Source organism: Alkalinema pantanalense CENA528 (assembly GCF_050753345.1).
Lineage (GTDB): Bacteria > Cyanobacteriota > Cyanobacteriia > Leptolyngbyales > Leptolyngbyaceae > Alkalinema > Alkalinema pantanalense.
This window is the reverse complement of sequence record NZ_JBLZFX010000013.1, coordinates 70155-96092: the sequence shown is the minus strand read 5'-3', so window position 1 is coordinate 96092 and position 25938 is coordinate 70155. Positions and strand designations below refer to the sequence as shown.

Genomic DNA, 25938 nt, shown 5'->3' with positions numbered 1-25938 from the left:
GTCGCATTCGGGGCTATTTATCCACCTTGCGCAAGCAGAATATCAATCTTTTAGACGCTCTCGTTGGATTGTTCTCGGGCAATCCTGTGTCGCTTAAACCACAGCCTGAGTAGTTACGTTCTTTTTATCTATTTGATATTGTTCCATCGATCATTCTCTAGGATGCAGATTGTAGTACTATTGAATTAATTCAATTTCACAATGCTGCTCAGCCCACCATGCGGCGAGATACTATCTTCTACAAACTCTTCCAAACCAACCCGACTCTCCTGTTTGACCTCCTTGGAACTGCTCCCACCCACGCGGCCCAGTACCGCTTCGACTCCGTTGCGGTTAAGGAAGCCAAATTCGAGATCGATGGTGTCTTTCTTCCCCCCGAAGACCAACCGCCTGCGACTGTCTACTTCTGCGAAGTGCAATTCCAGCGCGACGAGCAACTCTACGAACGGCTCTTTGGCGAATCTTTTCTCTATTTCTACCGCCAACGGTCACGCTTTACTGACTGGCAAGCCGTGATCATTTATCCCACCAGAACGATCGAACAATCTGCGACTTCCCCCTACGAAGACCTGCTCCACGGTTCCCGCGTTCATCGCATTTATCTGGATGAACTGGGTGATCTTGAGGATTTGCCTCTGGGCGTTGCCCTCATGGTGTTGACGATTCTGGATGAGGCGATCATTCCCCAAGCGGCCCGCAATTTGCTGACCCGATCGAGCCAAACGGAACTGCCGGAGCGCGATCGACGTGGCATTATGGAAATGATAACTACGATATTGGCCTACAAGTTCACCCATTTGAGTCGTCGCGAGGTAGAAGCCATGCTCGGCATTACACTCCAAGAAACGCGCTTTTATCAAGAAGCGAAGGAAGAAGGTCGGGAAGAAGGCCGTGAAGAAGGTATTCAAACTGGACTGCAAACGGGTCGGCAGGAAGGACTACAAACGGGTCGGCAGGAGGAATGCAGATCGCTGGTATTACGGCTATTGACTCGACGTTTTGGGACTTTGCCTGAGGGGATTTCAGCGACCTTGGAAACCCGATCGTTGTCTAACCTGGAAGCCCTTGCCGAAGCGCTGTTGGATTTCACGACAATCGCTGACCTGCAAACCTGGCTACAGAATCACCCTGGCGATCGCTAATTTTCCAATCGTGTTGTGTGGAGGTTGTTATCGTTTTAGCCAGTAAATCAGTAGGGCGATCGCCAGTCCAATGCCAAACAAAATCCAAAAGTTTGGGGGATTATTGGAGGATTTGGGGCGGGGGCGAGTGGTGGGTGAGGCTTGGGGAGATGGGGGATCGATGATGGGCGGGGCAATGGGGCCGGAGCTAGGTTGATTGATGGGTTGCATTTCTTGATGGCACAGTTGGATGAGATTATCCATGCCGATCTGTTGGAAACAGGCAATTGCTGATTGATAGGATTGTTGGGCTTCGTAGGCTTTGTTGAGTTTGATTTGAGTTCTTGCGATGTAGAGATAAGACCAGCCTTCGTTATAGGCTGAATCCATAGATTGAAAGATTACAAGGGCTTGTTGGTGATAGTTGAGGGCAGCGGGATAATTTTTCTGCTCAATGGATAGGAGCGCTAAAGCATCGCAAACATTGGCTTCCCCCAGTCGAGCGCCCACTTCCCGATAAATGCCGATCGCCTCGCGGTAATTCTCTAAGGCTTCATCACGACGGTCTTTAAACTGCAAGACATCGGCGATCGCTTGTAACGTATTGGCTTCGCCGAGTCTATCTTGAGTCCTCCTCGCTGCTTCCAGCGCCAACCCATAGACCGCCAAAAGCTCCCCTCGCCCCGTCTGAAACTTAGTAAACATATCCAGCAGCCGAGGCAACCGGATCACAAGCGACCATTCCTCCGCCCCATCCGCCCAAATCACCGCCTGCAACAAATTCTTAAACTCACTCTGAAACCACGCGATCGCCTCCTGGGACAACCGATTCTGCCCCTCCCGCTCCGACTCTCCCGCCGCCAGCATCCCCGCCAAGCGATCGGCCTTCACAGCCCCCCGCACGCAATCATCACAAAAATCCGCCACCCCCGCATACCACTGCACCGCCCGCAGGCCAACCTGATGCGCCTCCTCCGGTTCCAGCTTCTCTTGGGCAAACTCCCGCAGCAAATCATGCATCTCAAACCGCCCCGCCCGCCGAGACTCCAGCAACCGCGCCTCCTCCAGCTCCTCCAACGCCTCCAACAGGTCTTCCTGCTCCAGGGCCACCTCCGCGATCGGTGTGCCAAAATCCGCCCCCGGAATCCCACTCACCCGCAAAAAGACCCGCGCCAACTGCGCCTCCAATTCGCAATAACTCAACTCAAAACAAGCCCGCACATCCAAATCCTCCCGCCGCATCAGATTCAGTCGTGCCTTCTGCAACTTCTCCACCACCCGCACCAAATCCCAACGCCGCACCTTCATCGTCGCCGCCACAATCTCAATCCCCAGCGGCAACCGCCCACACAGCTCCACCACCGCCTCCAGTTGCGCGCGATCGCCCTCCGCCAGCCCCGCCGTTTTTTGAAACAGTTCGATCGCCTCCTGCGGCTGCAACACCCCCAAGCGATGCTCCTGCAACCCCGCCACCGTCGCCAAACTGCGCCGACTCGTCACCAACACCACACAGCCCGCACTCCCCGGCAGGAGTGGCTTCACCTGCGCCGCATCCCGCGCATTGTCCAGCAGCACGATCGCCCGCTTGCCCCGCATCCACGATCGATAGGCATTGGCCTTTTCCTCCAAGCTCCAGCGATCGACCTGCTGTGCCTCATAGCCCAGCCCCACCAGCCAACCGCCCAGCACCGCCTCCGCCGACAGCCCCAACGCCGTCTCCGCCTCCGCCCCCCGCAAATTTACATAAAGCTGCGCATCGGGATAATCCGGCATCAACTCATGGGCCAAATGCAACGCCAACGCCGACTTGCCAATGCCCCCCATCCCCGCGATCGCGCTAATCGCCACCCCACCGCCATTCTTGGACTGTTCCAACAGCGATCGAATCTCCGCCTGCTCCGCCACCCGTCCCACAAAATTGAGATTACGATTCGGCAACTGATGACAAGACAACAGGCGATCGGCATAATTCACAATCTGCGTTATATCACCAATCCGCAAATCACCTTCAACGGTAACGCCTTCCAAAACAGATTGTTTGATCAACACTTTACGATCGGATGGGGAATTAGGCTGATTAGCAGTCATAGGAATAAATAAAATTGCTGGAGTACTCTTATACCAAATTGTTTTATTAACGCTACAGATCTCATCCTCCCTAGCCCCCACGCTACGCGCCGCTAACGCTAGAAATAAAGGGGGAACTGGAAAAAATAGATTCAAAGTCCCCCTTATTAAGGGGGATTTAGGGGGATCGAATACTGAGCAACCTCGCGATTAATGATTTACAGCGATTGTTTTTGAGTCACATCCCCAATCTGTATACTTTTTGCCTTAACTTTTTCAGCCACGACCTGTTCCGCAGCCTCTCCCCCAGTCGATTCTTGCTGTACTTTTCCCACCACGATCGACTCCTCCGCCTGAACATCGCTCAAAACCACCATGCGCCGCACCGTAATCCCCTCTGCCTTCACCGCTTGCGCCACCGCCTCCGCCAGCGCCAACACCTCCCCATCCTTCACTGCCTCTACAATCTCCCCTTCCAACACCTCCACCCCAAAATCCTTCGGGTGAGACTCCATCAGCGCGGGATTCGTCTGCACCTGTTCCAACTTCATCCCCGTCAGCGGCATCTTCTCCTTCAGCTTCGTCAGCAGCTTCCCCGCCACCGTCCACACCGCCTCCGTAATCTTCTCGCCATTCTTCTCGATCGCCTTCGTCAGCACCAAAGTCACGATCGTCGCCGTCGTAATCGGTTCCATGGGAAATGCGCTCCATTCAGGGGACTCTCTTGATTATGACCATCTTCATAGAAAAAGCAGCGAATTCCGCAGAGTCTGCCAAATTGCCCCAAGCAATCGCCCCTCACCTCTCCCACGATCGCCCCGTTGGGGAATATTACCAAACATCACAGGATTGCAACAGAATTACAAAATTACCCAATACGGTTGACAGAACCCTGGTTTGTCCGTAGGCTTGTTTCTCATAGCTGAGTACAATCGTTTTAAACGGCTCAATTGAATCAGCTAGTCTCCCAAAAATTAAGGCGCTGCCCCAGTTGATTCCACCCAACAGAGGGCAGCTAAACCCCCAAGCTGATCACAGCAGCAAGGCGGTCTGACACGGATTGTAACATTCGATCGGGCCACCCTACTTGTCCTGTGCAAAAGGGTGGCCTTAATTTTTGGGGTTTCTTCCCGTCCCAACAATCAGGAGAAATCCCATGTTTACTGGCTTTGTGAATCCCGATCGTGTTAGCGATGGGGAACGTAGACCGTTGCAATTTTATTTACTAGGCACCCGCGAAGACGTGCAAGCAGCGATTAATCAGTTACATAGTTTGCGTTTCAGCGATCGTGTGCGTTGGAGTCCACCCATCCCCGTCCTCGGTTCCGATTGGAAATACATCAGCATGATGGAACGCGATCGAGCCTAGTGTTACCTAAAAAACCCGGTTTTTCTGAAAAACCGGGTTTTTGGACAAGCACGATCGAGCTCTGAAACTCCCTTAGCGCGGATAAACCACCGTCACCCCCGATCCCCCATCGTGCTTCTCCGCCGCCTCAAACTTCGCCACCCGATGATGCTGCTTCAAAAACTCATGCACCCCTTGGCGAAGTTTCCCCGTCCCGTGCCCATGGATGATCCAAATCGGGCCTTGGGCTGCGGAAATCGCCCGATCGATCGTAATTTCCGCATCCGCCACCCGACTACCCCGAATATCAAACGTATTGCTCTCTGTCCGGATCGCAGGCGCTAACGGTGGAGGTGTCGGTTCTGCCTTGCGATTCTCCTTCGGTTTCTCCTCCCGTTGTACCTTTTGGCCTTGTAGCGATTCAATTTCATAGATCGAAATGGTCATCTTCATGATGCCAAACCGAACCGTCAAATCCTCCTCATCCACCGCCAGCACTTCCGCCGTCTGCCCCAAGCGCGGAATCCGCACCCGATCGCCCACCTTCGGCTGAAATCCTGGTTTCTGCTTCGGTTGTGCTGATGGCAAATGGCGATTGGCAACCTTCTGTAACTGTTCCGTCGCCGCTTGCGCATCCTGCGCCGTCGGAGTCCCCTTCTGCAACTGCTTAATCACCTGGGCAATCTGCGACTTCGCATCCAACAGCATTTTCTGCACCGCATCTTCCTGGGCCTGCTTCAGTTCCCGTTCCCGTTCCTTCAGCTTTTGCGCCTTTGCCGTCACCTGCTCATAGAAAAACTCCGCTTGTTTGATAAGACGATCGGCTTCCTTCGCCTTAGTCTCCTGTTCCCGCCGCTGCGCTTCCAATCCCGCAATCACGTCGTTGATATCCTGGGACAGCCCGCCCACATAGGTCTGCGCCGCATCCACCACAGAATCCTGTAACCCCAACCGCCGCGCGATCGTCAGTGCATTCGATCGGCCCGGAATGCCCCACAGCAAGCGATAGGTCGGCGACAGCGACACATCATCAAACTCCACCGAGGCATTTTCAAAGCGATCGTCCTGGTATTTCAACGCCTTTAACTCGCCAAAGTGGGTTGTCGCGATCGTCAATTTTGTATGGTCGGCCAAATGCTTCAACAGCGCGATCGCCAGGGCACTGCCCTCGGACGGATCAGTCCCTGCACCGACCTCATCCAACAGCACCAGGGAATTAGACAACGCTCTGGAAACCGTGGTAGAAGCTTCCGAAGACAATGCCGCCATCAGCGCTTGAGACTCTTCCGCAGAATCCGAAGCTCCGTCATCCGGTAACGCTTCAGGCAACGCGATCGGCAATGCTTCACCCGGTGCTAACGCATTCAAAATGCGACCGATGCGGCGAATGTGACCAGAAAACGTAGACAAACTTTGCTGCAATGACTGTTCATCGCCAATATCGGCTAATACTTGGCTAAACCAAGGCAGTTCCACGGGTTCCCGCGCCGGAACAAATAACCCTACCTTCGCCATCAATACTGCCAGCGCCAGGGTCTTCAACGTCACCGTTTTTCCCCCGGTATTCGGCCCCGTAATTGCCACCACCCGGATCTGTGGATCGATCGTCAAATGAATCGGCACCACTTCGCGTCCCTGTTCGTGTTGCTGCTGCCAAATTAACAGCGGATGGCGCAAATTCCGCAGCACGATCGGCTCCGTTTTGTCCCCTTCCCCCCAGTCAATAAATCGCGGTGGATTGGCCTCCAACCAAAAGCTATAGCGAGCCCGCGCCGTGGCTAAATCCAACCGCGTACAAATCGCCACCAACGCTTCCAAATCTTCCTGAACCGCCGCCACCTGTTCCGTTAACTTGCGCCGAACCGCTTCTTCCTCCGCCTGCTCCTGCCGCAGCAGTTGGCGTAGGGCATTATTCATCTGTACCGTCGATTGCGGTTCCACATACAGCGTGGCTCCACTCATAGAGGCATCGTGGACAATCCCCGGAATGGCATCCTTTTGGGGCGCTTTGACGGGAATCACAAAACGGCCATCCCGTTGAGTAATCACGGGTTCCTGAATCGCATTCCCATGGCGACTTAGCATTTTTTGTAAGATGCTATAGATTCGATCGCGGGTGCTGCGAATTTTTTCCCGAATGTCCGCCAGCTTCGGACTGGCCCGTTCCGTCACCTTCCCCCGATCGTCAATGCAGCGATAAATTTCCTGTTCAATTTCAGGATAGGTTCGCAATTCCGCAACCAATTCCGTCAGCGTTGGCAAATTGTCCTGATTCTCGATCGTCCGCCGTAAATTTCGTGCTCCCGCCAAGGTCGTCGCAATTTCCAGCAACTCCTCCCCGGAGAGAATCCCTTGCAACGCCGATCGTTCTAACGCATCCCCAATGTCTTGAATGCCCGTAAACTGAAGCCCACTGGCCAACTGATTTTCCAGCGTATAAACTTCACGGGTCTGGGCCAATAATTGCAGCGTTTCGCCTTGGGTGGTCGGAATTTGCAAATTCCGTGCCGCGATCGCCCCTAACTTCGTCGCCGCAAAGGTCGCCAAATGCTGACAGAGCCGCGACCACTCTAACAGGTCTAGGGTTTCTTGCTGGCTGCGATCGGGCTGGGTCAAAGTTGTTTGAGTCAAATTTTGTGGGCTAGCAGGGGAAATCAAAGCGTTCATCAGAGAAACAGGACTGCTTCCATTCTAAGGGATGGTGTTCGGAGCGACACCCTGGGCCGAGGACTTGCCGATCTGAACTCCGGCATTTTCTGCCCAAGGATGCACCAAAAGCCCTATTCTAGGATTTCTGGATTCCGCACACCCGTCTTGACGGATCCAAAGAAATTATCTTCTTGGTAATTTCTGATAAAATATTGACTTTTAATTTTGGTAATTTAAACTATAAATATCTACTCTCATCCATCTCACCCAAGGATCCTTCGATCGTGTTTACCACCGTTGCATCGACCCAAAATCCCTTGCCGCGCGATCTATTTGCCGCCATTCGAGATCTCAAAAAAGACCTGAATGCCGTGATTTTGGCGCATTACTACCAAGATTCTGAGATTCAAGACATTGCGGATTATCTGGGTGATTCCCTCGGACTGTCCCAGCAGGCAGCCCAAACCCAGGCGGATGTCATCATCTTCGCTGGGGTTCACTTTATGGCGGAAACTGCCAAAATTCTTAACCCCGAAAAATTAGTTCTCCTGCCCGACTTAGCCGCTGGCTGCTCCCTGGCTGACAGTTGCCCCCCGGATGCCTTCGCCGACTTCAAACGGCAGCACCCAGATCACATCGTGATTTCCTACATCAACTGCACAGCGGAAATCAAAGCGATGAGTGACATCATCTGCACCAGCGCCAACGCCGTTAAAATTGTCAACCAAATTCCCCTGGAGCAACCGATTATCTTCGCCCCCGATCGCAACCTAGGACGCTACGTCATGGAGCAGACCGGGCGAGACATGGTGCTCTGGCAGGGGAGTTGCATGGTACACGAGACGTTTTCTGAGAAAAAACTGATTGAACTCAAAATGGCCCATCCCCAGGCGGAAGTCATTGCCCACCCGGAATGCGAAATTCCCCTGCTCAAACACGCCAACTACATCGCCTCCACCACCGGATTACTCAAATACTGCCAACAAAGTCCCAGTTCATCGTTCATCGTGGTCACGGAACCGGGCATCATTCACCAAATGCAAAAAGCCGCTCCTGATAAGAAATTTATTCCTGCGCCGCCACTGAACAATTGTGCTTGTAATGAATGTCCCCACATGCGGTTGAATACGCTGGAAAAATTGTATTTAGCCATGAAAAATAGAACGCCAGAAATTACCCTTCCGGAAGCGACCCGAGTCGCAGCCCTGCGCCCCATTCAACGTATGTTGGAAATGAGTTAAAGAAGTGCTTGTGTGTGTGTCGCTGACTCAGAGAGCAACACACACCCTGATCATCTACTTCACTACTTGCTTAATCCAAGGTGTATTGACCTTTGGCTGGACACCACAGCTATACCGGGGATTTATTCCAGAGAAATACAATCACTCCACTGCCGCTATTGACATTGACCAAACTGACATACCGTACCGTAGAACCGAGTTTAGCCTCAAAAACATCGCCTCCCCCATAGGACGCTTTCTTGGTAAATCCATCGGCAAACTGACTGCCTAAACTCGCTGCAACACTATCGACATCAGTATTGGAAATCCAAGATTTTCCTAGAATGCCTCCCACCACTTGGGTCGAATCATCCGGGTTCGGGAAAAACTCCGTTGGTTCAGGCAACAGATAGGGATCTACCTCAGGTTCGTTATCTTCACTCGGGTTCAGCGCCTTCCGAAGACCAACAATCACATCAGAGAACTTTTGAGATTCTGCATCCAACTTAGATGCTTCGTTTTTATCGGTGGTAGCCTTATCAGCATCTACCTCGTTGGCATTGGCACCCTCCGTTGATCCAGAATCGGTTGTGGGGGTCGCGGGCTTTGTCTCCGCTTTCTTCTCCGGCGACTTAGGTTCCGCTTTCTTCTCCGGCTCAGGTTTAGGGCTTTCCTTAATCACGATCGGGCTAGTCGAAGCAACTTTCACCGGTGGCACAGCAGGTTTCACTGCATCGGTCACTTTCACTTTCGGCAACGTTTTAACCAATACCTTATCCGAGAGTCGGGATAACTTAACGGGCGGTTCTTTTTCCTTAGGCTGAGGTTTGTTCAGACTAGTGAGGGGCGTGAAGAAAATCAAGGCATGGACGCCAGCCGATAACAAAAGCATCGGTTTAATCCATTGCTGCCAATTATTTAGCAGGGCCAATCGCCTGGATTTAGGAGGCTCAGGTGTGTTGGGATTGGGCAACGGTTCCTGAGGCGTAGGTTGGGGGTCGAGGAGTAATGTGCCTTTTGATGTCTGCATAGGTATCCAGGTAGTATTGCAAAATTGACTGGTTTGATCATTTCAACAGTGATGATTATCCAATGGTAATTTTCATCAACTATTGAAATTCTTAGAAGCGACTTAATTCATTAGCCAAATCGACCGCTAATGTAATCCTTGGTTTGTTTGTTCAGTGGATCATTAAAAATGACCTCAGTCCGATCGTGCTCAACCAGTTCCCCCAGATACATAAAAGCGGTGTAGTCAGAAAGTCGCGCTGCCTGTTGCATACTGTGGGTGACAATCAAAATCGTGACTTGATGCTTGAGCTTCGTCATCAAATCTTCCACGTTAGCCGTGGAGATCGGGTCGAGGGCCGAAGTTGGCTCATCAAACAAAATCAATTCTGGATCGGTCGCCAGCGCACGGGCAATGCAAAGCCGTTGCTGTTGCCCTCCCGAAAGATTAAACGCCATATCCTGTAACCGATCTTTTACTTCATTCCACAGGGCCGCATCTTGCAATGCTTTCTCGACTTTTTCTGCGATCGTCGTGCGGTTCTTTTCCCCCCGCACCCGCAGCCCGTAGGCCACATTCTCAAAAATCGATTTCGGGAAGGGATTTGGACGTTGAAACACCATGCCAACCCGCATCCGCACTTCGATCGGATCAAGGCGACGGGACAAAATATTGACCGCACCATCCAGAATGATTTCTCCCTCATAGCGATTGCCGGGATAGAGATCATGCATCCGGTTAAAGCAGCGCAGCAACGTCGTCTTGCCACAGCCAGATGGCCCAATCAGCGCCGTAATTTGCTTGTCCGGCAGGATGAGATTGATGTTCTTGAGGGCATGGATACTGCCATAGTAGAAATTGAGACTAGCAGCTTCTACTTTGGGTTGGATCGGTGTGGTTTGTAAGACTGTTTCTAGCATGACTTTAAGCTTTCTAAACGGTTGAGGTGAGGTGTAGTAATTCCGATCTCGTCGATGTTTCTTGCATTGACGCTACCACTTAAGCCCTTTTCGAACGCGATAGCGTAAATAGATTGCCAACCCATTCATTGATAAAGTCATTGCAATTAAGATCACCCCTGCCGCTGCTGCATTCGTTTGAAACTCAATTTCTGGCCGGGATACCCAGTTAAACATTTGAATGGGTAACACCGTAAAGGGAGCTTTGAGCCACTCCAAGGAAATAAAGGGAAAAGAGGCTGTGAAAGGTGATTCGGGCAAGAAGGCAATAAAGGTCAGAGCCCCGATCGTCACAAGGGGAGCCGTTTCCCCGATCGCGCGGGAAAGACCAATAATCACCCCCGTTAGGATACTGCCCATCGAGTAGGGCAACAGATGGTGGGCAATCATTTGCCATTTGCTAGCACCCATGGCGTAGGCGGCTTCCCGTAGGGCGTTGGGAATGGCCCGTAACGCTTCCCGAGTCGTCACAATCACCACCGGGAGCACCAGAAGCGCTAAGGTCAATCCTGCCGTGAGAATGCTTTCGCCTAAGTTGAAGTAGTACTTAAATAACCCTAGGGCAAGCAGGCCGTAGACGATCGAGGGCACCCCCGCCAAATTCGTCACGTTAATTTCAATCAAATCCGAGAGCCAATTCTTTTTCGCATATTCCTCTAAGTACACCCCCGCTGCGATCCCGATGGGAACCGCCGCCGTCACCGTCACCAACATCACTAAGCCCGTTCCCACCCAAGCGGCCAAAATTCCGGCGATCGCAGGATCGGGATCGGCAAAGGAGATGAGAAATTGCCAGTTGAGTTTTGGCGCACCTTGGAGCACCATTTGTAGGATCAGAGCAATCAGCGTAATGACTGCAATCAAAATGCCTACCACACCTACGATCGCGAAGGATTGGCTAAGGAGTTGCCGTCGCGAGACAGCTTGGTGAATGGAATTTAAGGCAGGAGGGGTCAGAGAGGAAGGTGTCATGGCATGGATGGAGATACAGAAGCTCGATCAAACCTGTAATGGTTGAGGTAATGCTGATTACACTAGATCGCAGAATAAATAAAAATCCGTTTAATACCGTTCTCGATAGCGCTTGCTCAAAAAATGTCCAATGATGTTAAACACTAATGTAATTAAGACTAGGGTGAGACCTACGGCAAAGATTGTTTGGTAACCAGTTGTTCCATGGGGCAAATCCCCCAAACTGACCTGGACAATATAAGCTGTCATCGTTGCGGCGGAATCGAGGGGATTAAAGGTCAATGTTGGCTGCAATCCTGCGGCGATCGCGACAATCATCGTTTCGCCCACGGCACGGGAGATTCCGAGGATATAGGAAGACGAAACACCGGATAGGGCAGCGGGAAAGACCACGCTGTAGGCCGTCTGAAGCCGAGTTGCTCCCGTTGCGTAGGAGCCCTCCCGTAGATCCGCAGGCACCGATCGTAGTGCATCTTCACTAATGGAACTGATCAACGGAGTAATCATGACTCCCATGACCAACCCTGCCGACAGCATATTGAATCCCCCCAAATCCGGCAGCACCATTTGCAGCAACGGGGTAATAAACAGCAATGCAAAATAGCCATAAACGACGGTGGGAATCCCCGCAAGCAGTTCCAAAATTGGCTTTGTCCATTCCCGGATAGTGGCAGAAGCAAACTCACTGAGAAAGAGGGCGATCGTGGTTCCCAAGGGAATCGCAACTGAGAGCGCGACCAAGGTTGTGGTCAAGGTTCCCGTAATGAGAGGTAAAACACCATACTTCGGCGGTTCAAATAGCGGTGCCCATTCGATGCCTGTAAGAAATTCAACGATCGAGATCTGCTGGAACAAACCAAAGGACTCGACGCCTAAAATCACCATAATGGCGATCGTGACTGCCACACAGGAAAACGCAGCTAGAAACAGTAAACCTTCAATCACTTTTTCCTGAACTTGACGGATCGATCGACGCTTTTGAGATTGCTGCGCTGACGTTGCTAGAGAGGGAAAGGAACGCGCCATAGGGAACGGGAGGAGTAAATTTACAGCAAATAAAGAAATTTATATGCCAAGAAGAGACAAAGCTGCTCTGAGAACCCCCAACACAGCCTTGTCTCGAAACAGCGACACTTGCATGCCGGAATGGAAAAACGTGCTGAATCAGGACTTAGTCTTTAGGTTCCATCTTGACTAAATCTTCCATCTTCAAGTTCGTGGGTTCTTTACCCGCAAAGCGAGTGCCTGTTTTCCCTTCAGACAGGTGCTTTTTGCTGACGCTATACACCTGATCGATCAAGGGTAAATAGCCCACCTTGGACGTAAAACCCGAGGCTCCATTCAGGTAAGACTCCACAAAGGATTTCACAGGCTGCTTGTTCTTGGCCGAGTCCGCGTTGACATAGATGAACAACGGACGGGATAGCGGACGGTAGCTCCCATTGGTTACATTTGCGAGGGAAGGTTCCACCCCATTGACCTTAACAGCTTTCAACCGACGATTATTCTTTTGGTAGTAAGCAAAACCAAAGTAGCCCAGCGCGTTCTTGTCGCGGGAAACACCTTGCACCAGGACGTTATCATCTTCGCTTCCGGTGTAGTCTGTCCGGCTCTTCTTGGCCTTACCGTTGATGGCTTCAGTGAAGTAATCGAAGGTACCGGAATCTGCCCCTGGCCCAAACAGCTTCAAGGGTGCATCGGGGAAGCTGCCATCCACTTCCTTCCAGTTTTTGACGGTGCTGCCTGCATCCCAGATTTTCTTGAGCTGATCAGCCGTCAAGTTATTGGCCCAATTATTTTGGGGGCTAACAACCACAGTCAGCGCATCCATTGCCACTGGGATTTCAATAAACTTAATGCCCTTTTCTTTGCAGAGTTTCAGTTCCTTTTCTAGAATGGGACGGGATGCGTTGGAAATATCCGTTTCGCCGTTGCAGAACTTCTTCAATCCGCCACCCGTTCCGGAAATACCAACGGTCACTTTCTGTCCAGAAGACTTTTGGAAAGCTGCTGCTGCCGCTTCCGTAATGGGGAACACTGTGCTGGAGCCGTCAACCTTGACCTGAGCTTGGGCAGCGGTGGAGAAACCGACGATCGAGGCGATCGTAGCCACTGCACCTACAGTAATGAAGCGATAAACCTGGGAAAACATAATACTGATTACTTTCTGAAAGGTTGTGTGACTACACTGACATCGCTATAACTCAGCAAAAAATAATCACCTCAGTAACACAACAGCATTTTAAGCCATCACCCGAGTGATTGTTTTCAGCTATACATCTAGGTAGATGCAAATCCACTAAGACGTTTTCACAATACAGAATTAAGGTTAAGTGACTAGCAATGTGAAGTTATAAATTGGTTAAAAAGAAAAAATCAAACGTTATGCTGAAATTAAATTCGCGTTAAAGCCCTCAAAGCAAATCCTTAGGGCTCTGTCAAATAGTCGTAATGTCAGCATGTCAGGAATCTGTCTCCATACTTTCTAGGGCGTAATGATTTGGACTCGATCGAGGCAATCATTCATCCCGGATCAATCTCTAATCAATAGACTAAGGAAATTTTCAAGCACGATCGAAGCGTGATCCGCATTCCAGAGGGCGGAAATTTCGCGGGTGAGGGGGAGATCGGCAATTTCTCGATACAGAATGCCCTGGCGCTGGACGGTTAGAACATTACTGGGCAGCACCGCCACCCCCATCCCGGCCACAACCATTCCTAAAATTGTCAATAACCAGGTTGCCGTCGTAGTTTGCACAACCTGGGGTTGGAAGCCAGCTTCAATGCAAGCGGTAATAAAGGCGTGGTAAAACGGGAACGCGGCGAGGGAAGGCAGAATAATTGGCTCCTGGGCGATCGACCGTAGGGGAATGTGGGCTTGGGTCGCTAGGGGATGCTCGATCGGTAAGGCCAGAACTAAAGACTCCTGGGCAATCACCTGTTGCTTCCAGTTACGATCTCGGTCTACCAAGCTGGGAAAGGCTTCTAAGCCAATGTCCAACTGCCGATCGTGCAGGGCTTGAATTTGTTGCTGGGCGGTGAGTTCATGCAGTTCCAGTGTGACGAGGGGATAACGATCGCGAAATTGACGCAGGAGGTTCGGCAAAAGGCTGTTAGCCACGGAACTGGCGATTCCCAGCCGCAACACCCCCAGTTCCCCCCGCTGTGTCCGTTGGGCTTGTTCGATCGCCTGTTGAAGTTGGGCGAGGCTACTCTGAAGCTGTTGGTAGAAAACGGCTCCGGCGGGTGTCAGTTGGACGGGGCGATGGCGACGATCGAACAATTCCACATTCAGCCGCTTTTCCAAGGCTCGAATGCGCTGGCTCAGGGGAGCTTGCTCGATGTGTAACTGCTCCGCTGCACGACTAAAGTTATTGCCATTGGCAACGATCGTCACAAAGTAGCAGAGTTGCCGCAGTTCCAGTTGGCTGAGTTGGGAAAGATTGGGTTGTGAAAGATTGGGTTGACCAAGATCCAGCATCGCAATTCCTACCATATTGCTAACGATATTTTAGGTTTACCAAATGACCCTTGAAACAACGGGATCTGGTTTCTAAAGTAAAGGAGATCGGTTTTGTAGGAATTGCGGTTAAGACTAACGTTACACCATCAGCTACATAAATAAACGTATAAAAATCAAAAAGATATTTCAAAAATATCGCTATCTGTTAATACTCAACACAATCACGAACAAGGGAATTTTCATCATGCAAGCATCAAATCCAGATCACGCTCAATCCCAACCCAAATGGCAGTTTGGCATCGATCGGGGAGGCACGTTTACCGACATCGTTGCCCAACGCCCCGATGGCACGATCGTGCTGCACAAGCTGCTCTCAGAAAATCCCGAACGCTACGACGATGCCGCCATTCAAGGGATTCGTGAACTGATGGGCATTCCCGATGGCGAACCCCTCCCCGCCGATCGCATCGCAGCGGTGAAAATGGGAACCACAGTGGCCACCAATGCCTTACTCGAACGCAAGGGCGATCGCACCGTTTTACTCATCACCCAAGGCTTCCGGGATGCGCTACGCATTGGCTATCAACATCGGCCTAACATTTTTGCACGGCAAATTGTCTTGCCGGAAATGCTCTATGAACAGGTGATTGAAGTGCAGGAACGCCACAGCGCCCAAGGGGAAGTTCTGCAACCGCTGCACATAGACGATCGCCTCATCCAAGTCCTGCAAGCCGCCTACGACGCTGGCATTCGCTCCTGCGCGATCGCCTTTCTCCATGGCTATCGCTATCCGGCCCATGAACAGCAAGTGGCAGAGTTGGTAAGGCGGCTGGGGTTTACCCAAGTTTCGGTGTCCCATGAGGTTAGCCCCCTGATGAAACTGGTCAGCCGAGGCGATACCACCGTGGTGGATGCTTACCTCTCGCCGATTCTGCGGCGCTACGTCGATCGGGTGGCCGCGCAACTGGAACATACACCGTTAGCGAACAAATTCAATCCTCCCCACCCGACGCCCCCCCTATCCCCCAAACTCATGTTTATGCAGTCCAACGGAGGACTAGTAGACGCCCACCGCTTTCAGGGCAAGGACAGCATTCTCTCCGGGCCAGCGGGGGGCATTGTCGGCGCGGTCAAAACCAGTACCATGGCCGGGTTCGATCGCATCATTGGCTTTGATATGGGCGGCACGTCAACGGATGTGTCCCACTTTAACGGCGAATACGAGCGCACCTTGGAAACGGAAGTCGCGGGAGTGCGGCTACGGGCACCGATGATGATGATTCATACCGTGGCAGCGGGGGGCGGTTCCATTTTGCAGTTCGATGGGGCGCGCTATCGCGTTGGCCCAGAGTCGGCGGGGGCTAATCCTGGGCCTGCCTGCTATCGGCGGGGCGGGCCGTTAACGGTCACGGACTGCAATGTCATGGTAGGCAAGTTGCAAGCGGCCTTTTTCCCGGCGGTATTTGGCCGATCGGGGGATCTGCCCTTAGATACTGAAATTGTCCAGCAACGCTTTCAGGAACTCGCCGCAGACATTCACACCGCAACGGGCGATCGCCGCAGTCCGGAACAGGTGGCAGCGGGATTTCTCGCCATCGCGATCGACAAAATGGCCAATGCGATTAAAAAGATTTCCGTGCAGCGGGGCTATGACGTGGGTGAATATACCCTTTGTTGCTTTGGGGGAGCGGGGGGCCAGCACGCCTGCCTGATTGCAGAAGCCCTGGGAATGCAACAGATTCTGATTCATCCCTACGCTGGAGTACTATCTGCCTATGGCATGGGTTTGGCGGATTTGCGAATGCTGAAGGAACAGGCGATCGAACTCCCTTTAGAACCCGCCGTTATCCCACAATTAGAAAATGCGTTAAACCATTTAGGCATCACTGGCCGCACAGAAATGGAATCCCAAGGCATTGATCCCGATCGCATCCAAATTCAACAAACGGTTTACCTGAAATATGCAGGAACCGATTCAACGATCGGGGTTCCCTGGAGTGAACTCGCCGAAATGCGCCATCAATTTGAGCAGCGCTACCAGCAACGCTACGGATTTACGATGCCGGATAAAGGGTTAATTGCCGAAGCCGTTGCCTTAGAAGTCATCGGCCAAACCGATCTACCCACTGAACCCAGGATTTCGCGCCAGCCTGACCGATCGCTCACCCCGATCGCCAGCGTCACCATTTACACCCGCGATCGTTGGTGGGAAACCCCGGTTTACACCCGATCGGACTTACAACCAGGAGATTCCCTTACTGGCCCTGCCTTAATCATTGAACCCACCGGAACCAACGTCATTGAACCCGGATGGAACGCCGAATTAACCGATCGTAATCACTTGATACTTCGACACGATGGTGAAGATAGCAATCGATCGATCTCCAGTATCGTTTCCCGGACTATAGATGACACAACACCCGATCCTGTCCTGCTGGAAATTTTCAACAACCTGGTACGCGCGATCGCTGAAGAAATGGGCATCACGCTACAAAATACCAGCTATTCCGTCAACATCAAGGAACGTCTAGACTTTTCCTGTGCCATTTTCGACACGCAGGGTCAGCTAGTCGCCAATGCACCCCATATTCCGGTGCATTTGGGTTCCATGAGCGAGAGTGTTCGCAGTTTAATTGACGCTAAGGGGCAAACGCTACAAGCGGGGGATGTTTATGTATCGAACAATCCCTATAACGGCGGCACTCACTTACCTGATATCACCGTGATCACGCCTGTATTCCTCGAAGCATCCTCCCAACCCAGCTTTTACGTCGCCTCACGGGGACACCATGCCGATATTGGCGGGATTACGCCCGGTTCCATGCCGCCCTACAGTCGCACGATCGCGGAGGAAGGGATTCTGCTGGATAACTTTTGTTTAGTCAGCCAGGGACAATTCCAGGAAGTGGAACTTTTGGAATTACTCAACACTGGCCCCTATCCCGTGCGCAATCCGGTGCAAAATCTTGCGGATTTACGGGCACAAATTGCTGCCAATGAACGGGGAGTCCAGGAACTCCGGCGCATGGTGGAACACTATGGATTGACAACGGTTCAAGCCTATATGCAGCATGTTCAAAATAATGCGGAAGCTGCGGTACGTCGGGTGATTGAACAATTACAGGATGGAGAATTTAGCTATGTGATGGATGATGGTTGTGTGATTCACGTGAAGGTCACGATCGACCCTGCCAACCGCAATGCATGCATCGACTTTACGGGCACGTCACCCCAACAGGCCACCAATTTAAACGCACCCTTAGCCATTTGCAAAGCCGTAGTTCTCTACGTCTTCCGCACGTTAGTCGAAGACGAAATTCCGTTGAACGCTGGGTGTCTCAAACCGTTGGATATCCGTGTTCCCGCAGGCTGCTTGCTCAATCCCACCTATCCCGCTGCGGTGGTGGCGGGCAATGTGGAAACCTCCCAAGCGATCGCCAATGCCTTGTATGGTGCGTTGCAAGTGATGGCGGCTTCCCAGGGCACCATGAATAATTTCACCTTCGGCAACGATCGCTACCAGTATTACGAAACAATTTGTGGCGGTTCCGGTGCTGGGCCAACCTTTGACGGGACGGATGCGGTGCAAACCCACATGACCAATTCCCGCCTCACCGATCCTGAGGTGTTGGAATGGCGGTTTCCGGTACTAGTGCAGGAATTCGCCCTCCGACCCCACAGCGGTGGCCTCGGCCAATATTGCGGCGGTAATGGAGTGATTCGTCGAATTCAGTTCCGCGAACCGATGACGGCGGCGATTCTCTCGGGCCATCGTCGGATTCCGCCCTTTGGGTTAAACGGAGGGCAACCCGGCGAGATCGGGCGGAACACCGTACAACGGCGGGATGGCACGATCGAATCCCTAGGCAGTCAAGCCGAGGTGGAGATGCAGCCCGGAGATACCTTTGTGATTGAAACCCCTGGTGGGGGTGGATGGGGCTGATTTCAGCACAAGTGCCTCTCACCTTAACTTGCAATCATGCCTTGTTCAATGGGGACGAGGCATTCTTCTAAGAATCATAATCTTCTGGCGTTTCTGGAATGACCACTTGGCTAGGGGGAGCCGCCGTCGTTGTCCGATCGTGAGCCTGTGTGACCGTAGAACTGTTAGGCGTAGACTTCGTCTCTTGGGGCTGGCGGCCCTTCGCTGGGGGAGCCATGGTGGAGATCAGCCGTTGCCAGTTGATATCCCCAGAAGGCGAGATCGTGACTGCTACTTTTTCGGGTTCTTTAATTTGCGGAGCTTTGAGCTTATCAGATAGCTTGTCCGTTGGTTGAGCTGCGGGATTTGTTTTGCTGGATTGATCCGCAGAAATTGGAGTTGGGGACTGCGATCGTCGGGTTACTTCACACTCAAACTGATCACCAGGATTGACCGTTCGATAGGGCGTCATTGCACCACAATCCACCGTGACCTCGCCCAGATCCCCTTGCAAGCCTGCCTGAATCACTTGGTGGACTTGGGCTAGATTCACCAAGCCTTTCACGCTGGGAATTTCCCAACTAACCTGCCCTTCCCGATCAGTTTGGCGCACTTCCATATCAGCCCCATTCCCCGACTCAAAAATCGCGGTACAAGTAAAGGTCTGCCCTTCTTTAGATTGCAGATTTTCTGGGCAAACGACCATTTTCACAGACCCAGCCCCCTGTTGCACCAATTTCTGCTGAATGTTTTTTTCTACTTGTGCCATGTCCAAGGGGGGATTGCAACCAGTCAAACACCCAGCCAATATCCCTAGAAGGCTCATAAGGCAACAACGGACTGGGAGAGAAGCTACTATTTTGCGGCACACCATGATCAAACCATAGGGAGATGAAGAGGGCATTTAAGTAGACTATCGAAGGATCTCCAGCAATTGATTAAGAGAAGGTAATCAGATTGAGAAATTCAGGTTAACAAGTTATTTAATCACGATCGCCAATGAATTAGGCAGCATCAATCCTGCACTAACGATGATAGGATAACTCCAAGCAACGATTAGCCTGTCAATCAATGCATGGATGCCTCGAATAGTCCATACTCCTTCTTTCCACACAATACTGCGCAAATTCTTCTGATTGAAGATGAAGAAACAATTTCTGAAACCGTTGCCCTTGCCCTGACCCAGGAAGGCTTTGAAGTTACCGTTGTCCGCGATGGACGCATGGCGCTAGAAATGATTGTTTCGCAGTCGGGAGGAAATCGTTCTTCCGCTAATCCAGCCCCGATCGCACGATTTGATCTGGTTGTTTTGGATCTGATGCTGCCCTATGTCAATGGCCTGGATATCTGTCGGATGCTGCGACGGGAAGGATACCAAATGCCGGTGCTGATGCTGAGTGCGAAGGCCACGGAAATCGATCGGGTTGTTGGGTTAGAAATTGGAGCCGATGACTATTTACCTAAGCCCTTCGGAATGCGGGAATTAATTGCCCGCTGTCGAGCTCTATTGCGCCGACGGCAAGTCCCCCAAATCAATCCCCAACAGCAACCCATTACGATCGGCGAAATTACCCTTTATCCCCAGGAATGCCGTGTTACGGTTCGGGGGAAGGAAGTCAATGTCTCTCCCAAGGAGTTTCGCTTGCTGGAAATTTTTATGCGAAACCCTCGACGGGTCTGGTCACGGGAGCAACTCTTGGAAAAGGCATGGGGGCCGGACTACGTCGGCGACAGTAAGACGGTGGATGTGCACATTCGTTGGCTGCGGGAAAAACTAGAGTTAGACCCCAGTGATCCGCAATATCTCATTACTGTCCGGGGGTTTGGCTATCGCTTGGGACGGTAATTTTTTGAACCCATCCCTTCTATCAATCTCTCGATAAACCTGATGTAACTCAATTGGCCAAATAACTAAATTGGCCAAAATAGGTTGATACCGTAGAGATACAACGGAATACCAAAGATAATATTAAAGGGAAAAGTGACCGCTAGGGCTGTGGAAATATAAAGACTCGGATTTGCCTCTGGCACCGACATCCTCATAGCGGCAGGAACTGCAATATAGGATGCACTAGCACACAGAACAGCAAATAGTAGGGCATCGCCCTTAGACATATGAATAAAATAAGCAATCCCACTTCCGAGAATTGCATTAACAATCGGAATTAAAATCGAGAATGAAATGAGAAAGACTCCTGTTTTCTTCAAATCCTGAATCCGCTTAGCTGCAATTAAGCCCATATCTAAGAGAAAGAACATCAACGCGCCGTAGAACATATCGCCAATAAACGGTTTCACTTTTTCATAGCCGTGTTCTCCAGTGAGTAAACCGATCGCGATGCTACCAAACAACAAAAACACGGAACCATTGAGAAACGATTCTTGAAGCACCTCGCCCCAGCTAATGGCTTGGTCTGCTTCCCGTTTTGCCGCAAAGATTTGTACCAAAATCAGGCCAACAATAATTGCAGGGGATTCCATCAAGGCCAGCGCCGCCACCATATAACCATCGGAGGGGATTTGCAATTGCTCAAGAAAGGCATTGGCAGTGATGAATGTAACGGCACTGATCGCGCCATAGGTAGCCGCGATCGCGGAGGCGTTGTAGGCGTCTAATTTCAGGCGCAGGATGAAGTAGGTGTAGACGGGAACCGCACAGGACATGAAAACGGCAGCGAGAACTGTGAGAACCACATCCTGACTAATACCGCTGTTGGCTAACTCAACGCCGCCCTTAAACCCGATCGCGATCAGAAGATACAATGAAAAAAACTTAGGAATCGGTTGAGGAATCTCTAGATCCGATTTGACAAAAACCGCCAGCATCCCTAAAAAGAAGAATAAAACAGGCGGGTTCAAGAAATTTGACGCAACCAGACTGAGATCCATCCCTACTCCCACGGAAATGTAAAGAAACCTAACAAGTATCCAGTGTGACATGAGCGGGGACGATCGTACCCATCTCAGAATTGCGCTGCTATAATTTCTGAGGAGGTTGTTGAACAAACTTCCATGGGGCTGTAGCTCAGTAGGATAGAGCAAGCGCCTCCTAATTTGATTGGGCACTATGGGGGAAACTCCATAGCTGAACGTAGTCAAATTCGGTGAAACCTAAAGAGTGAGGTAATAGTGGCCAAACTTCTAACGACCACGATTACTGCATTCCATGGCAATACCGAGCCAAGCTCACATAGACTACCAGTTAGATCTATTTGAGAAGGTGTAGAGACTAGACGGCTACCACCTACGGATAGATTATCTAGGGTGAAGGTATAGTCCAGAGAGTGGGGAAACTCGCACCAATCTGAAGCGCTGGGCCGCGCGTTCGATTCGCGCCAGTCCCGTTATATATTTCACTCAAAATGCGTAGGGGAGATCGCGGCCTCTACGCATTTTTTTTGTCAAAGGGTTCTAGGATTCAAGTTTGACCGGGATATCTACCCAGAGACATAGGCTAAAGTCCCGATCGTAATTTTCTGTGGCGATCGGCATTTGCCGCCAGCCCAGTCCCCGTCAGGTGTTGCCAAAATGCCATAGACCCTACTCTACCCCCCCTTTGCCCCTCTACCCTGGGATAGAGATCAGATTTCCAAGGGAACCCTAGCAAAATTGTCAATGTCTTCTCTAGCCCCGATCGCTTCAAACCTAGATTTACAAACTGATTTAGCATTTCTAGATTTGTCAAAATGCATTGCCTTCGATAGGATGTGACGGTTCGTTGCACAACTCCTAAGTTTTATCAGCGGAGGTTAAGAACGATGAGTCGCTTACATTACACTCAGTTTGCTCAAGTCATTGGTTTGATGGGTGCAGGATTGTTGGCTAGTTCCATCCATGCCATGCCCAGTCAAGCAGTTCCTACGACTACCAAAACGCCAGCAGGGACGACGGAAGCTCCGGCTTCAGCAGCACCCGCTGCCCCAGCTTCCACTACTCCGGCTGCCACCACTGCGACCCCAGAAGCAACCCAAAAGGAAGTTCCGGCTCCTGGTACCTCGGCAGAACCCTTAACGCCGCCCACCGAGGACATGCCCAAAACGACCGAAATGCCCAAAACGATCGTGGATGTGGCGGGTAGCAATGAGTCGTTCAAAACTCTGACGGCAGCAATTCAGGCCGCAGGCTTAACCGAAACCCTGTCTGCGGAAGGCCCCTATACCGTCTTTGCACCCACCGATGCAGCTTTTGCAGCCCTGCCGAAGGGCACGGTGGAAAAGTTGCTGAAACCCGAAAATAAACAGAAACTGATCCAGTTACTCACTTACCATGTGGTTTCGGGGATTGGGATGTCTGAGACCCTAAAATCAGGCCAAGTGCAATCGGTAGAAGGCCAGCCAATTACGCTCAAGGTTGATGCCAAGGGTGTTATGGTCAATAATGCGAAGGTGACCACCACAGACATCAAAGCTAGCAATGGAGTCATCCATGCGATCGATAAGGTAATCCTGCCACCTAAGGATCTGACTGCTGCTAAACCTAAACCCTATTCATCGACGAAGAAGTCTGAAAACACCACCATGCCTGGAGTGAGCCCAGATTCCAAAGCAGCTCCCGCAACGCCTGTGACTAAACCCTAGTCTTTTCCGATCGAGGCGTTCGTGATTGAGACATTACGAAACCTGACATTCTTACATTCCTGACATTCCTGATTTTTGGTTCTCCGTAAGGGGAACCTTTTTTGATTTTTCGGGGAATTGATGGGTCTTCTCCAGCGATTTCGCGATCGCCTGCCGTATCCTAGAAAAGGACTTTCTAGCAAACCGTAGGCAACCTAGGCACCATGACGACGCAATTCCCCGGACAGCTATTTTCTGAACAGCCAGATCCTGTCCATGTGATTGGGGGTGGACTGGCTGGCACCGAAGCGGCTTGGCAAATCGCCCAGGCTGGAGTTCCTGTCATTCTGCATGAAATGCGCCCCTTGCAGAAAAGTCCCGCTCACCATAGCGAGCATCTGGCTGAACTGGTTTGTAGCAACTCCTTTGGGGCACAGGCTACAGATCGCGCGTCGGGGTTATTGCATGAAGAGTTGCGGCGGCTGGGGTCGATCGTGATTGCCAAGGCCGATGAACACCAGGTTCCAGCAGGGGGAGCCCTGGCCGTCGATCGAGCAGTCTTTAGCGAAGATTTAACCCGCACGTTGGCAGAACATCCCCTGATCGAACTACGCCGCGAAGCCGTGGATGCGATTCCCTCCGATGGCGTGGTTGTCCTGACGACGGGGCCGCTGACCACCGATGCTTTAGCGGAGAATCTCCATCGCTTCACAGGGATGGAATACATGAGTTTCTTTGATGCGGCCAGTCCGATCGTCGTGGGAGAATCGATTAACTTTGACGTTGCGTTTTTGGCTTCGCGCTACGATCGGGGGGAAGCGGCCTATTTGAACTGCCCCATGAATCGGGAGCAATACTTGGCGTTCTGGACAGCTCTGTGTGAGGCGGAACAGGCGGAACTGAAGGACTTTGAACGGGAAACGGCCAAGTTTTTTGAGGCTTGTTTACCGATCGAAGAAATGGCGCGGCGGGGGGAAGATACGATGCGCTACGGCCCGCTAAAGCCCGTGGGCTTATTTGATGCGCGGCTAGGGGATTTCCGGGATCCGGAAAACAAAACGAAGCGACCCTACGCGGTGGTGCAGTTGCGCCAGGAAGATAAGGCAGGGCAGTTGTGGAATATGGTGGGTTTCCAGACGAATCTGCGTTGGGGGGAGCAAGCTCGGGTGTTCCGTATGATTCCTGGTTTGGAGAATGCAGAATTTGTTCGCATGGGTGTCATGCATCGTAATACGTTTATTAATTCGCCGGAATTGCTGAAAGCAACGCTGCAATTTAAGCAACGGGCAACGCTATTGGCGGCGGGACAACTGAGCGGCACGGAAGGCTACACCGCAGCAACGGCAGGAGGCTGGCTGGCGGGAACGAATGCGGCGCGGGTTACCCTCGGACGCGATCCCTTAGTTTTGCCAACGACAACGATGATGGGCGCATTGTTTGACTTCATCAGTTCCGCCTCGCCCAAGCATTTCCAACCGATGCCCCCGAATTTCGGCATTCTGCCGACCCTGCCCCAAAAGATTCGTAATAAGCAGGAGCGCTATGGAATCTATCGCGATCGGTCTTTTGCAGACCTAGAAACCTGGATGCGAGCAAATCAGATTATTGAAACCAATTGCGGGACTGCTGCCCTATCCACTTGAGGTCGATCTATTATGGCCATTCAATATTGGGCCAGTACATAATTGGGCCAGTACATAATTGGGCCAGTACATATTGTGTATCCAGCACAACTCAGCCTTAAGCCATCTGACTTTGCACTAGAGGAATGTAAGTTGAGAAAAGTACAGAATTCAGAAATCGTTGGAAACATAAGAGGCCCAAATCCACAGGGCAAGACTATTGAATAGATAACCTAGATCGCGGTCATGTTATCGTCAAGGGAATTGGTGAAGGTGTCCTGTTGAGGCTGGAGTTTTATGCTCAAGTTTTATTACCATCCCATCTCTGTGAATGCCCGTCGAGTCTGGGTTGCATTGCTAGAAAAGCAAATTGCTTTTGAACCGATCCTGGTAAATTTGGATGGGGATCAATTGCACAGCGATTTCACAGCCATTAATCCCCTACAACGCATTCCTGCCATCGTAGACAATGGGTTTCGCGTTGTTGAATCCTTGGCGATTTTGGATTATCTAGAGGCAAAGTATCCAACCCTACCGTTAATGCCGATCGACCCCGAAGCGATCGCGGTTGTGCGAATGATTGAAACGATTACGGTGATTGAACTTCAACCTATGACCATTCCTCTAACCCGTGTCCTAGTTGGCTTGGAGGTTGAACCCTGGAAACTGGAATTTGCTCAACAACGAGTCGCGAGTATCTTGCAATTTTTGGAAGAATTGCTGAATGGACAGATCTACTTTGTCAAAGAACAATTTACCTTGGCAGAAGTGGTGGCGGGAACTTTAGTGTCTTCCCTACCGCTAGAAAACTATCCACACTTGCAGGCTTGGGCAGAGCGACTGGCCCAGCGGGAAAGTTGGCAGCAAACCATGGTGCAACCAGCAGCCATTGAAGCCGCCCTTCCTAATATCCGCAAAATTCTAGCGCAGCGATTCTAGCGATCGGGGTTTACGCAGGATGAAGCGGCTAGATGCAGTAGAAAATAGAAGAATGCGGGTAGACCTAGCAACTTGCAGCAACCTTTCGCTT

Annotated in this window: 20 protein-coding genes; 9 read left to right on the top strand and 11 right to left on the bottom strand. The window is 51.4% G+C overall.

What is annotated here, in order from left to right; genetic code table 11:
• The first annotated feature begins 218 nt into the window (after positions 1 to 218).
• Entirely contained in the window at positions 219 to 1142 is a 924-nt protein-coding gene (locus ACN4EG_RS06820) for an Rpn family recombination-promoting nuclease/putative transposase (protein ID WP_431628582.1), read from the top strand.
• A 27-nt stretch (positions 1143 to 1169) separates the two neighbouring features.
• Here ACN4EG_RS06820 and ACN4EG_RS06815 read toward each other — a convergent pair whose 3' ends face one another.
• The gene (locus ACN4EG_RS06815) at positions 1170 to 3209 is read right to left on the bottom strand and encodes an NB-ARC domain-containing protein (RefSeq protein WP_431628581.1); all 2040 of its coding nucleotides are present in this window, start codon (positions 3207 to 3209) and stop codon (positions 1170 to 1172) included.
• Between the two features lie 197 nt (positions 3210 to 3406).
• Positions 3407 to 3883 carry a hypothetical protein gene (locus ACN4EG_RS06810; protein WP_431628580.1) on the bottom strand — a complete coding sequence of 159 codons (477 nt, stop codon included), beginning with the start codon at positions 3881 to 3883 and terminating at the stop codon, positions 3407 to 3409.
• Between the two features lie 35 nt (positions 3884 to 3918).
• Here ACN4EG_RS06810 and ACN4EG_RS06805 point away from each other — a divergent pair, with 35 nt between their 5' ends.
• Together ACN4EG_RS06805 and ACN4EG_RS06800 are read left to right on the top strand one after the other, a co-directional pair.
• Positions 3919 to 4095, top strand: coding sequence for a hypothetical protein (locus ACN4EG_RS06805; RefSeq protein ID WP_431628579.1), 177 nt, complete (start codon positions 3919 to 3921; stop codon positions 4093 to 4095).
• A gap of 249 nt (positions 4096 to 4344) precedes the next feature.
• A complete protein-coding gene (locus ACN4EG_RS06800; RefSeq protein ID WP_431628578.1) occupies positions 4345 to 4557 on the top strand; it encodes a hypothetical protein in 213 nt (70 codons plus the stop codon).
• A gap of 72 nt (positions 4558 to 4629) precedes the next feature.
• On the opposite strand, the gene ACN4EG_RS06795 is transcribed toward ACN4EG_RS06800, so the two are convergent.
• Positions 4630 to 7167 carry an endonuclease MutS2 gene (locus ACN4EG_RS06795; RefSeq protein WP_431628577.1) on the bottom strand — a complete coding sequence of 846 codons (2538 nt, stop codon included), beginning with the start codon at positions 7165 to 7167 and terminating at the stop codon, positions 4630 to 4632.
• A 302-nt stretch (positions 7168 to 7469) separates the two neighbouring features.
• Here ACN4EG_RS06795 and nadA point away from each other — a divergent pair, with 302 nt between their 5' ends.
• Positions 7470 to 8426 carry a quinolinate synthase NadA gene (gene nadA / locus ACN4EG_RS06790; RefSeq protein ID WP_431628576.1) on the top strand — a complete coding sequence of 319 codons (957 nt, stop codon included), beginning with the start codon at positions 7470 to 7472 and terminating at the stop codon, positions 8424 to 8426.
• Positions 8427 to 8535: 109 nt separating this feature from the next.
• Here nadA and ACN4EG_RS06785 read toward each other — a convergent pair whose 3' ends face one another.
• The 6 genes from ACN4EG_RS06785 to ACN4EG_RS06760 all read right to left on the bottom strand — a co-directional run bounded on the left by ACN4EG_RS06785 (position 8536) and on the right by ACN4EG_RS06760 (position 14826).
• Complete coding sequence (locus tag ACN4EG_RS06785; RefSeq protein ID WP_431628575.1) at positions 8536 to 9435, bottom strand: hypothetical protein; 900 nt, start codon at positions 9433 to 9435, stop codon at positions 8536 to 8538.
• A gap of 110 nt (positions 9436 to 9545) precedes the next feature.
• Positions 9546 to 10334 (bottom strand): phosphate ABC transporter ATP-binding protein PstB, encoded by a 789-nt coding sequence (pstB, locus tag ACN4EG_RS06780; RefSeq protein ID WP_431628574.1) that lies wholly within the window; start codon positions 10332 to 10334, stop codon positions 9546 to 9548.
• Between the two features lie 72 nt (positions 10335 to 10406).
• Positions 10407 to 11345: a phosphate ABC transporter permease PstA gene (pstA, locus tag ACN4EG_RS06775; RefSeq protein ID WP_431628573.1), complete on the bottom strand. Its 939-nt coding sequence runs from the start codon at positions 11343 to 11345 to the stop codon at positions 10407 to 10409.
• A 90-nt stretch (positions 11346 to 11435) separates the two neighbouring features.
• The gene (gene pstC, locus ACN4EG_RS06770; protein WP_431628572.1) at positions 11436 to 12371 is read right to left on the bottom strand and encodes a phosphate ABC transporter permease subunit PstC; all 936 of its coding nucleotides are present in this window, start codon (positions 12369 to 12371) and stop codon (positions 11436 to 11438) included.
• A 145-nt stretch (positions 12372 to 12516) separates the two neighbouring features.
• Positions 12517 to 13500, bottom strand: a complete 984-nt coding sequence (locus ACN4EG_RS06765) for a PstS family phosphate ABC transporter substrate-binding protein (protein ID WP_431628583.1) — start codon at positions 13498 to 13500, stop codon at positions 12517 to 12519.
• Positions 13501 to 13878: 378 nt separating this feature from the next.
• On the bottom strand, positions 13879 to 14826 hold the full coding sequence (locus ACN4EG_RS06760) for a LysR family transcriptional regulator (RefSeq protein WP_431628571.1): 948 nt from the start codon (positions 14824 to 14826) through the stop codon (positions 13879 to 13881).
• 226 nt (positions 14827 to 15052) lie between these two features.
• Here ACN4EG_RS06760 and ACN4EG_RS06755 point away from each other — a divergent pair, with 226 nt between their 5' ends.
• A complete protein-coding gene (locus ACN4EG_RS06755; protein WP_431628570.1) occupies positions 15053 to 18751 on the top strand; it encodes a hydantoinase B/oxoprolinase family protein in 3699 nt (1232 codons plus the stop codon).
• A 67-nt stretch (positions 18752 to 18818) separates the two neighbouring features.
• Here the strand turns inward: ACN4EG_RS06755 and ACN4EG_RS06750 are convergent, their stop codons facing one another.
• Entirely contained in the window at positions 18819 to 19556 is a 738-nt protein-coding gene (locus ACN4EG_RS06750) for a DUF4333 domain-containing protein (RefSeq protein ID WP_431628569.1), read from the bottom strand.
• Positions 19557 to 19805: 249 nt separating this feature from the next.
• Between ACN4EG_RS06750 and ACN4EG_RS06745 the strand changes: the two genes are divergently transcribed.
• Positions 19806 to 20576: a response regulator transcription factor gene (locus tag ACN4EG_RS06745; RefSeq protein ID WP_431628568.1), complete on the top strand. Its 771-nt coding sequence runs from the start codon at positions 19806 to 19808 to the stop codon at positions 20574 to 20576.
• A 65-nt stretch (positions 20577 to 20641) separates the two neighbouring features.
• Here the strand turns inward: ACN4EG_RS06745 and ACN4EG_RS06740 are convergent, their stop codons facing one another.
• Positions 20642 to 21619, bottom strand: coding sequence for a sodium-dependent bicarbonate transport family permease (locus ACN4EG_RS06740; protein ID WP_431628567.1), 978 nt, complete (start codon positions 21617 to 21619; stop codon positions 20642 to 20644).
• A gap of 869 nt (positions 21620 to 22488) precedes the next feature.
• Between ACN4EG_RS06740 and ACN4EG_RS06735 the strand changes: the two genes are divergently transcribed.
• The 3 genes from ACN4EG_RS06735 to ACN4EG_RS06725 all read left to right on the top strand — a co-directional run bounded on the left by ACN4EG_RS06735 (position 22489) and on the right by ACN4EG_RS06725 (position 25847).
• The gene (locus ACN4EG_RS06735; protein ID WP_431628566.1) at positions 22489 to 23307 is read left to right on the top strand and encodes a fasciclin domain-containing protein; all 819 of its coding nucleotides are present in this window, start codon (positions 22489 to 22491) and stop codon (positions 23305 to 23307) included.
• Positions 23308 to 23510: 203 nt separating this feature from the next.
• Positions 23511 to 24929 (top strand): FADH(2)-oxidizing methylenetetrahydrofolate--tRNA-(uracil(54)-C(5))-methyltransferase TrmFO, encoded by a 1419-nt coding sequence (gene trmFO / locus ACN4EG_RS06730; protein WP_431628565.1) that lies wholly within the window; start codon positions 23511 to 23513, stop codon positions 24927 to 24929.
• A gap of 276 nt (positions 24930 to 25205) precedes the next feature.
• Entirely contained in the window at positions 25206 to 25847 is a 642-nt protein-coding gene (locus ACN4EG_RS06725) for a glutathione S-transferase family protein (RefSeq protein ID WP_431628564.1), read from the top strand.
• Positions 25848 to 25938 lie beyond the last annotated feature (91 nt).

Excerpts from the sequence above, each read along its gene's own strand:
- ACN4EG_RS06820 (WP_431628582.1), top strand. The coding sequence starts at position 219 with ATGCGGCGAGATACTATCTTCTACAAACTCTTCCAAACCAACCCGACT.
- ACN4EG_RS06815 (WP_431628581.1), bottom strand. The coding sequence starts at position 3,209 with ATGACTGCTAATCAGCCTAATTCCCCATCCGATCGTAAAGTGTTGATC.
- ACN4EG_RS06810 (WP_431628580.1), bottom strand. The coding sequence starts at position 3,883 with ATGGAACCGATTACGACGGCGACGATCGTGACTTTGGTGCTGACGAAG.
- ACN4EG_RS06805 (WP_431628579.1), top strand. The coding sequence starts at position 3,919 with ATGACCATCTTCATAGAAAAAGCAGCGAATTCCGCAGAGTCTGCCAAA.
- ACN4EG_RS06800 (WP_431628578.1), top strand. The coding sequence starts at position 4,345 with ATGTTTACTGGCTTTGTGAATCCCGATCGTGTTAGCGATGGGGAACGT.
- ACN4EG_RS06785 (WP_431628575.1), bottom strand. The coding sequence starts at position 9,435 with ATGCAGACATCAAAAGGCACATTACTCCTCGACCCCCAACCTACGCCT.
- pstB (WP_431628574.1), bottom strand. The coding sequence starts at position 10,334 with ATGCTAGAAACAGTCTTACAAACCACACCGATCCAACCCAAAGTAGAA.
- pstA (WP_431628573.1), bottom strand. The coding sequence starts at position 11,345 with ATGACACCTTCCTCTCTGACCCCTCCTGCCTTAAATTCCATTCACCAA.
- pstC (WP_431628572.1), bottom strand. The coding sequence starts at position 12,371 with ATGGCGCGTTCCTTTCCCTCTCTAGCAACGTCAGCGCAGCAATCTCAA.
- ACN4EG_RS06760 (WP_431628571.1), bottom strand. The coding sequence starts at position 14,826 with ATGCTGGATCTTGGTCAACCCAATCTTTCACAACCCAATCTTTCCCAA.
- ACN4EG_RS06755 (WP_431628570.1), top strand. The coding sequence starts at position 15,053 with ATGCAAGCATCAAATCCAGATCACGCTCAATCCCAACCCAAATGGCAG.
- ACN4EG_RS06750 (WP_431628569.1), bottom strand. The coding sequence starts at position 19,556 with ATGAGCCTTCTAGGGATATTGGCTGGGTGTTTGACTGGTTGCAATCCC.
- ACN4EG_RS06745 (WP_431628568.1), top strand. The coding sequence starts at position 19,806 with ATGGATGCCTCGAATAGTCCATACTCCTTCTTTCCACACAATACTGCG.
- ACN4EG_RS06740 (WP_431628567.1), bottom strand. The coding sequence starts at position 21,619 with ATGGATCTCAGTCTGGTTGCGTCAAATTTCTTGAACCCGCCTGTTTTA.
- ACN4EG_RS06735 (WP_431628566.1), top strand. The coding sequence starts at position 22,489 with ATGAGTCGCTTACATTACACTCAGTTTGCTCAAGTCATTGGTTTGATG.
- trmFO (WP_431628565.1), top strand. The coding sequence starts at position 23,511 with ATGACGACGCAATTCCCCGGACAGCTATTTTCTGAACAGCCAGATCCT.
- ACN4EG_RS06725 (WP_431628564.1), top strand. The coding sequence starts at position 25,206 with ATGCTCAAGTTTTATTACCATCCCATCTCTGTGAATGCCCGTCGAGTC.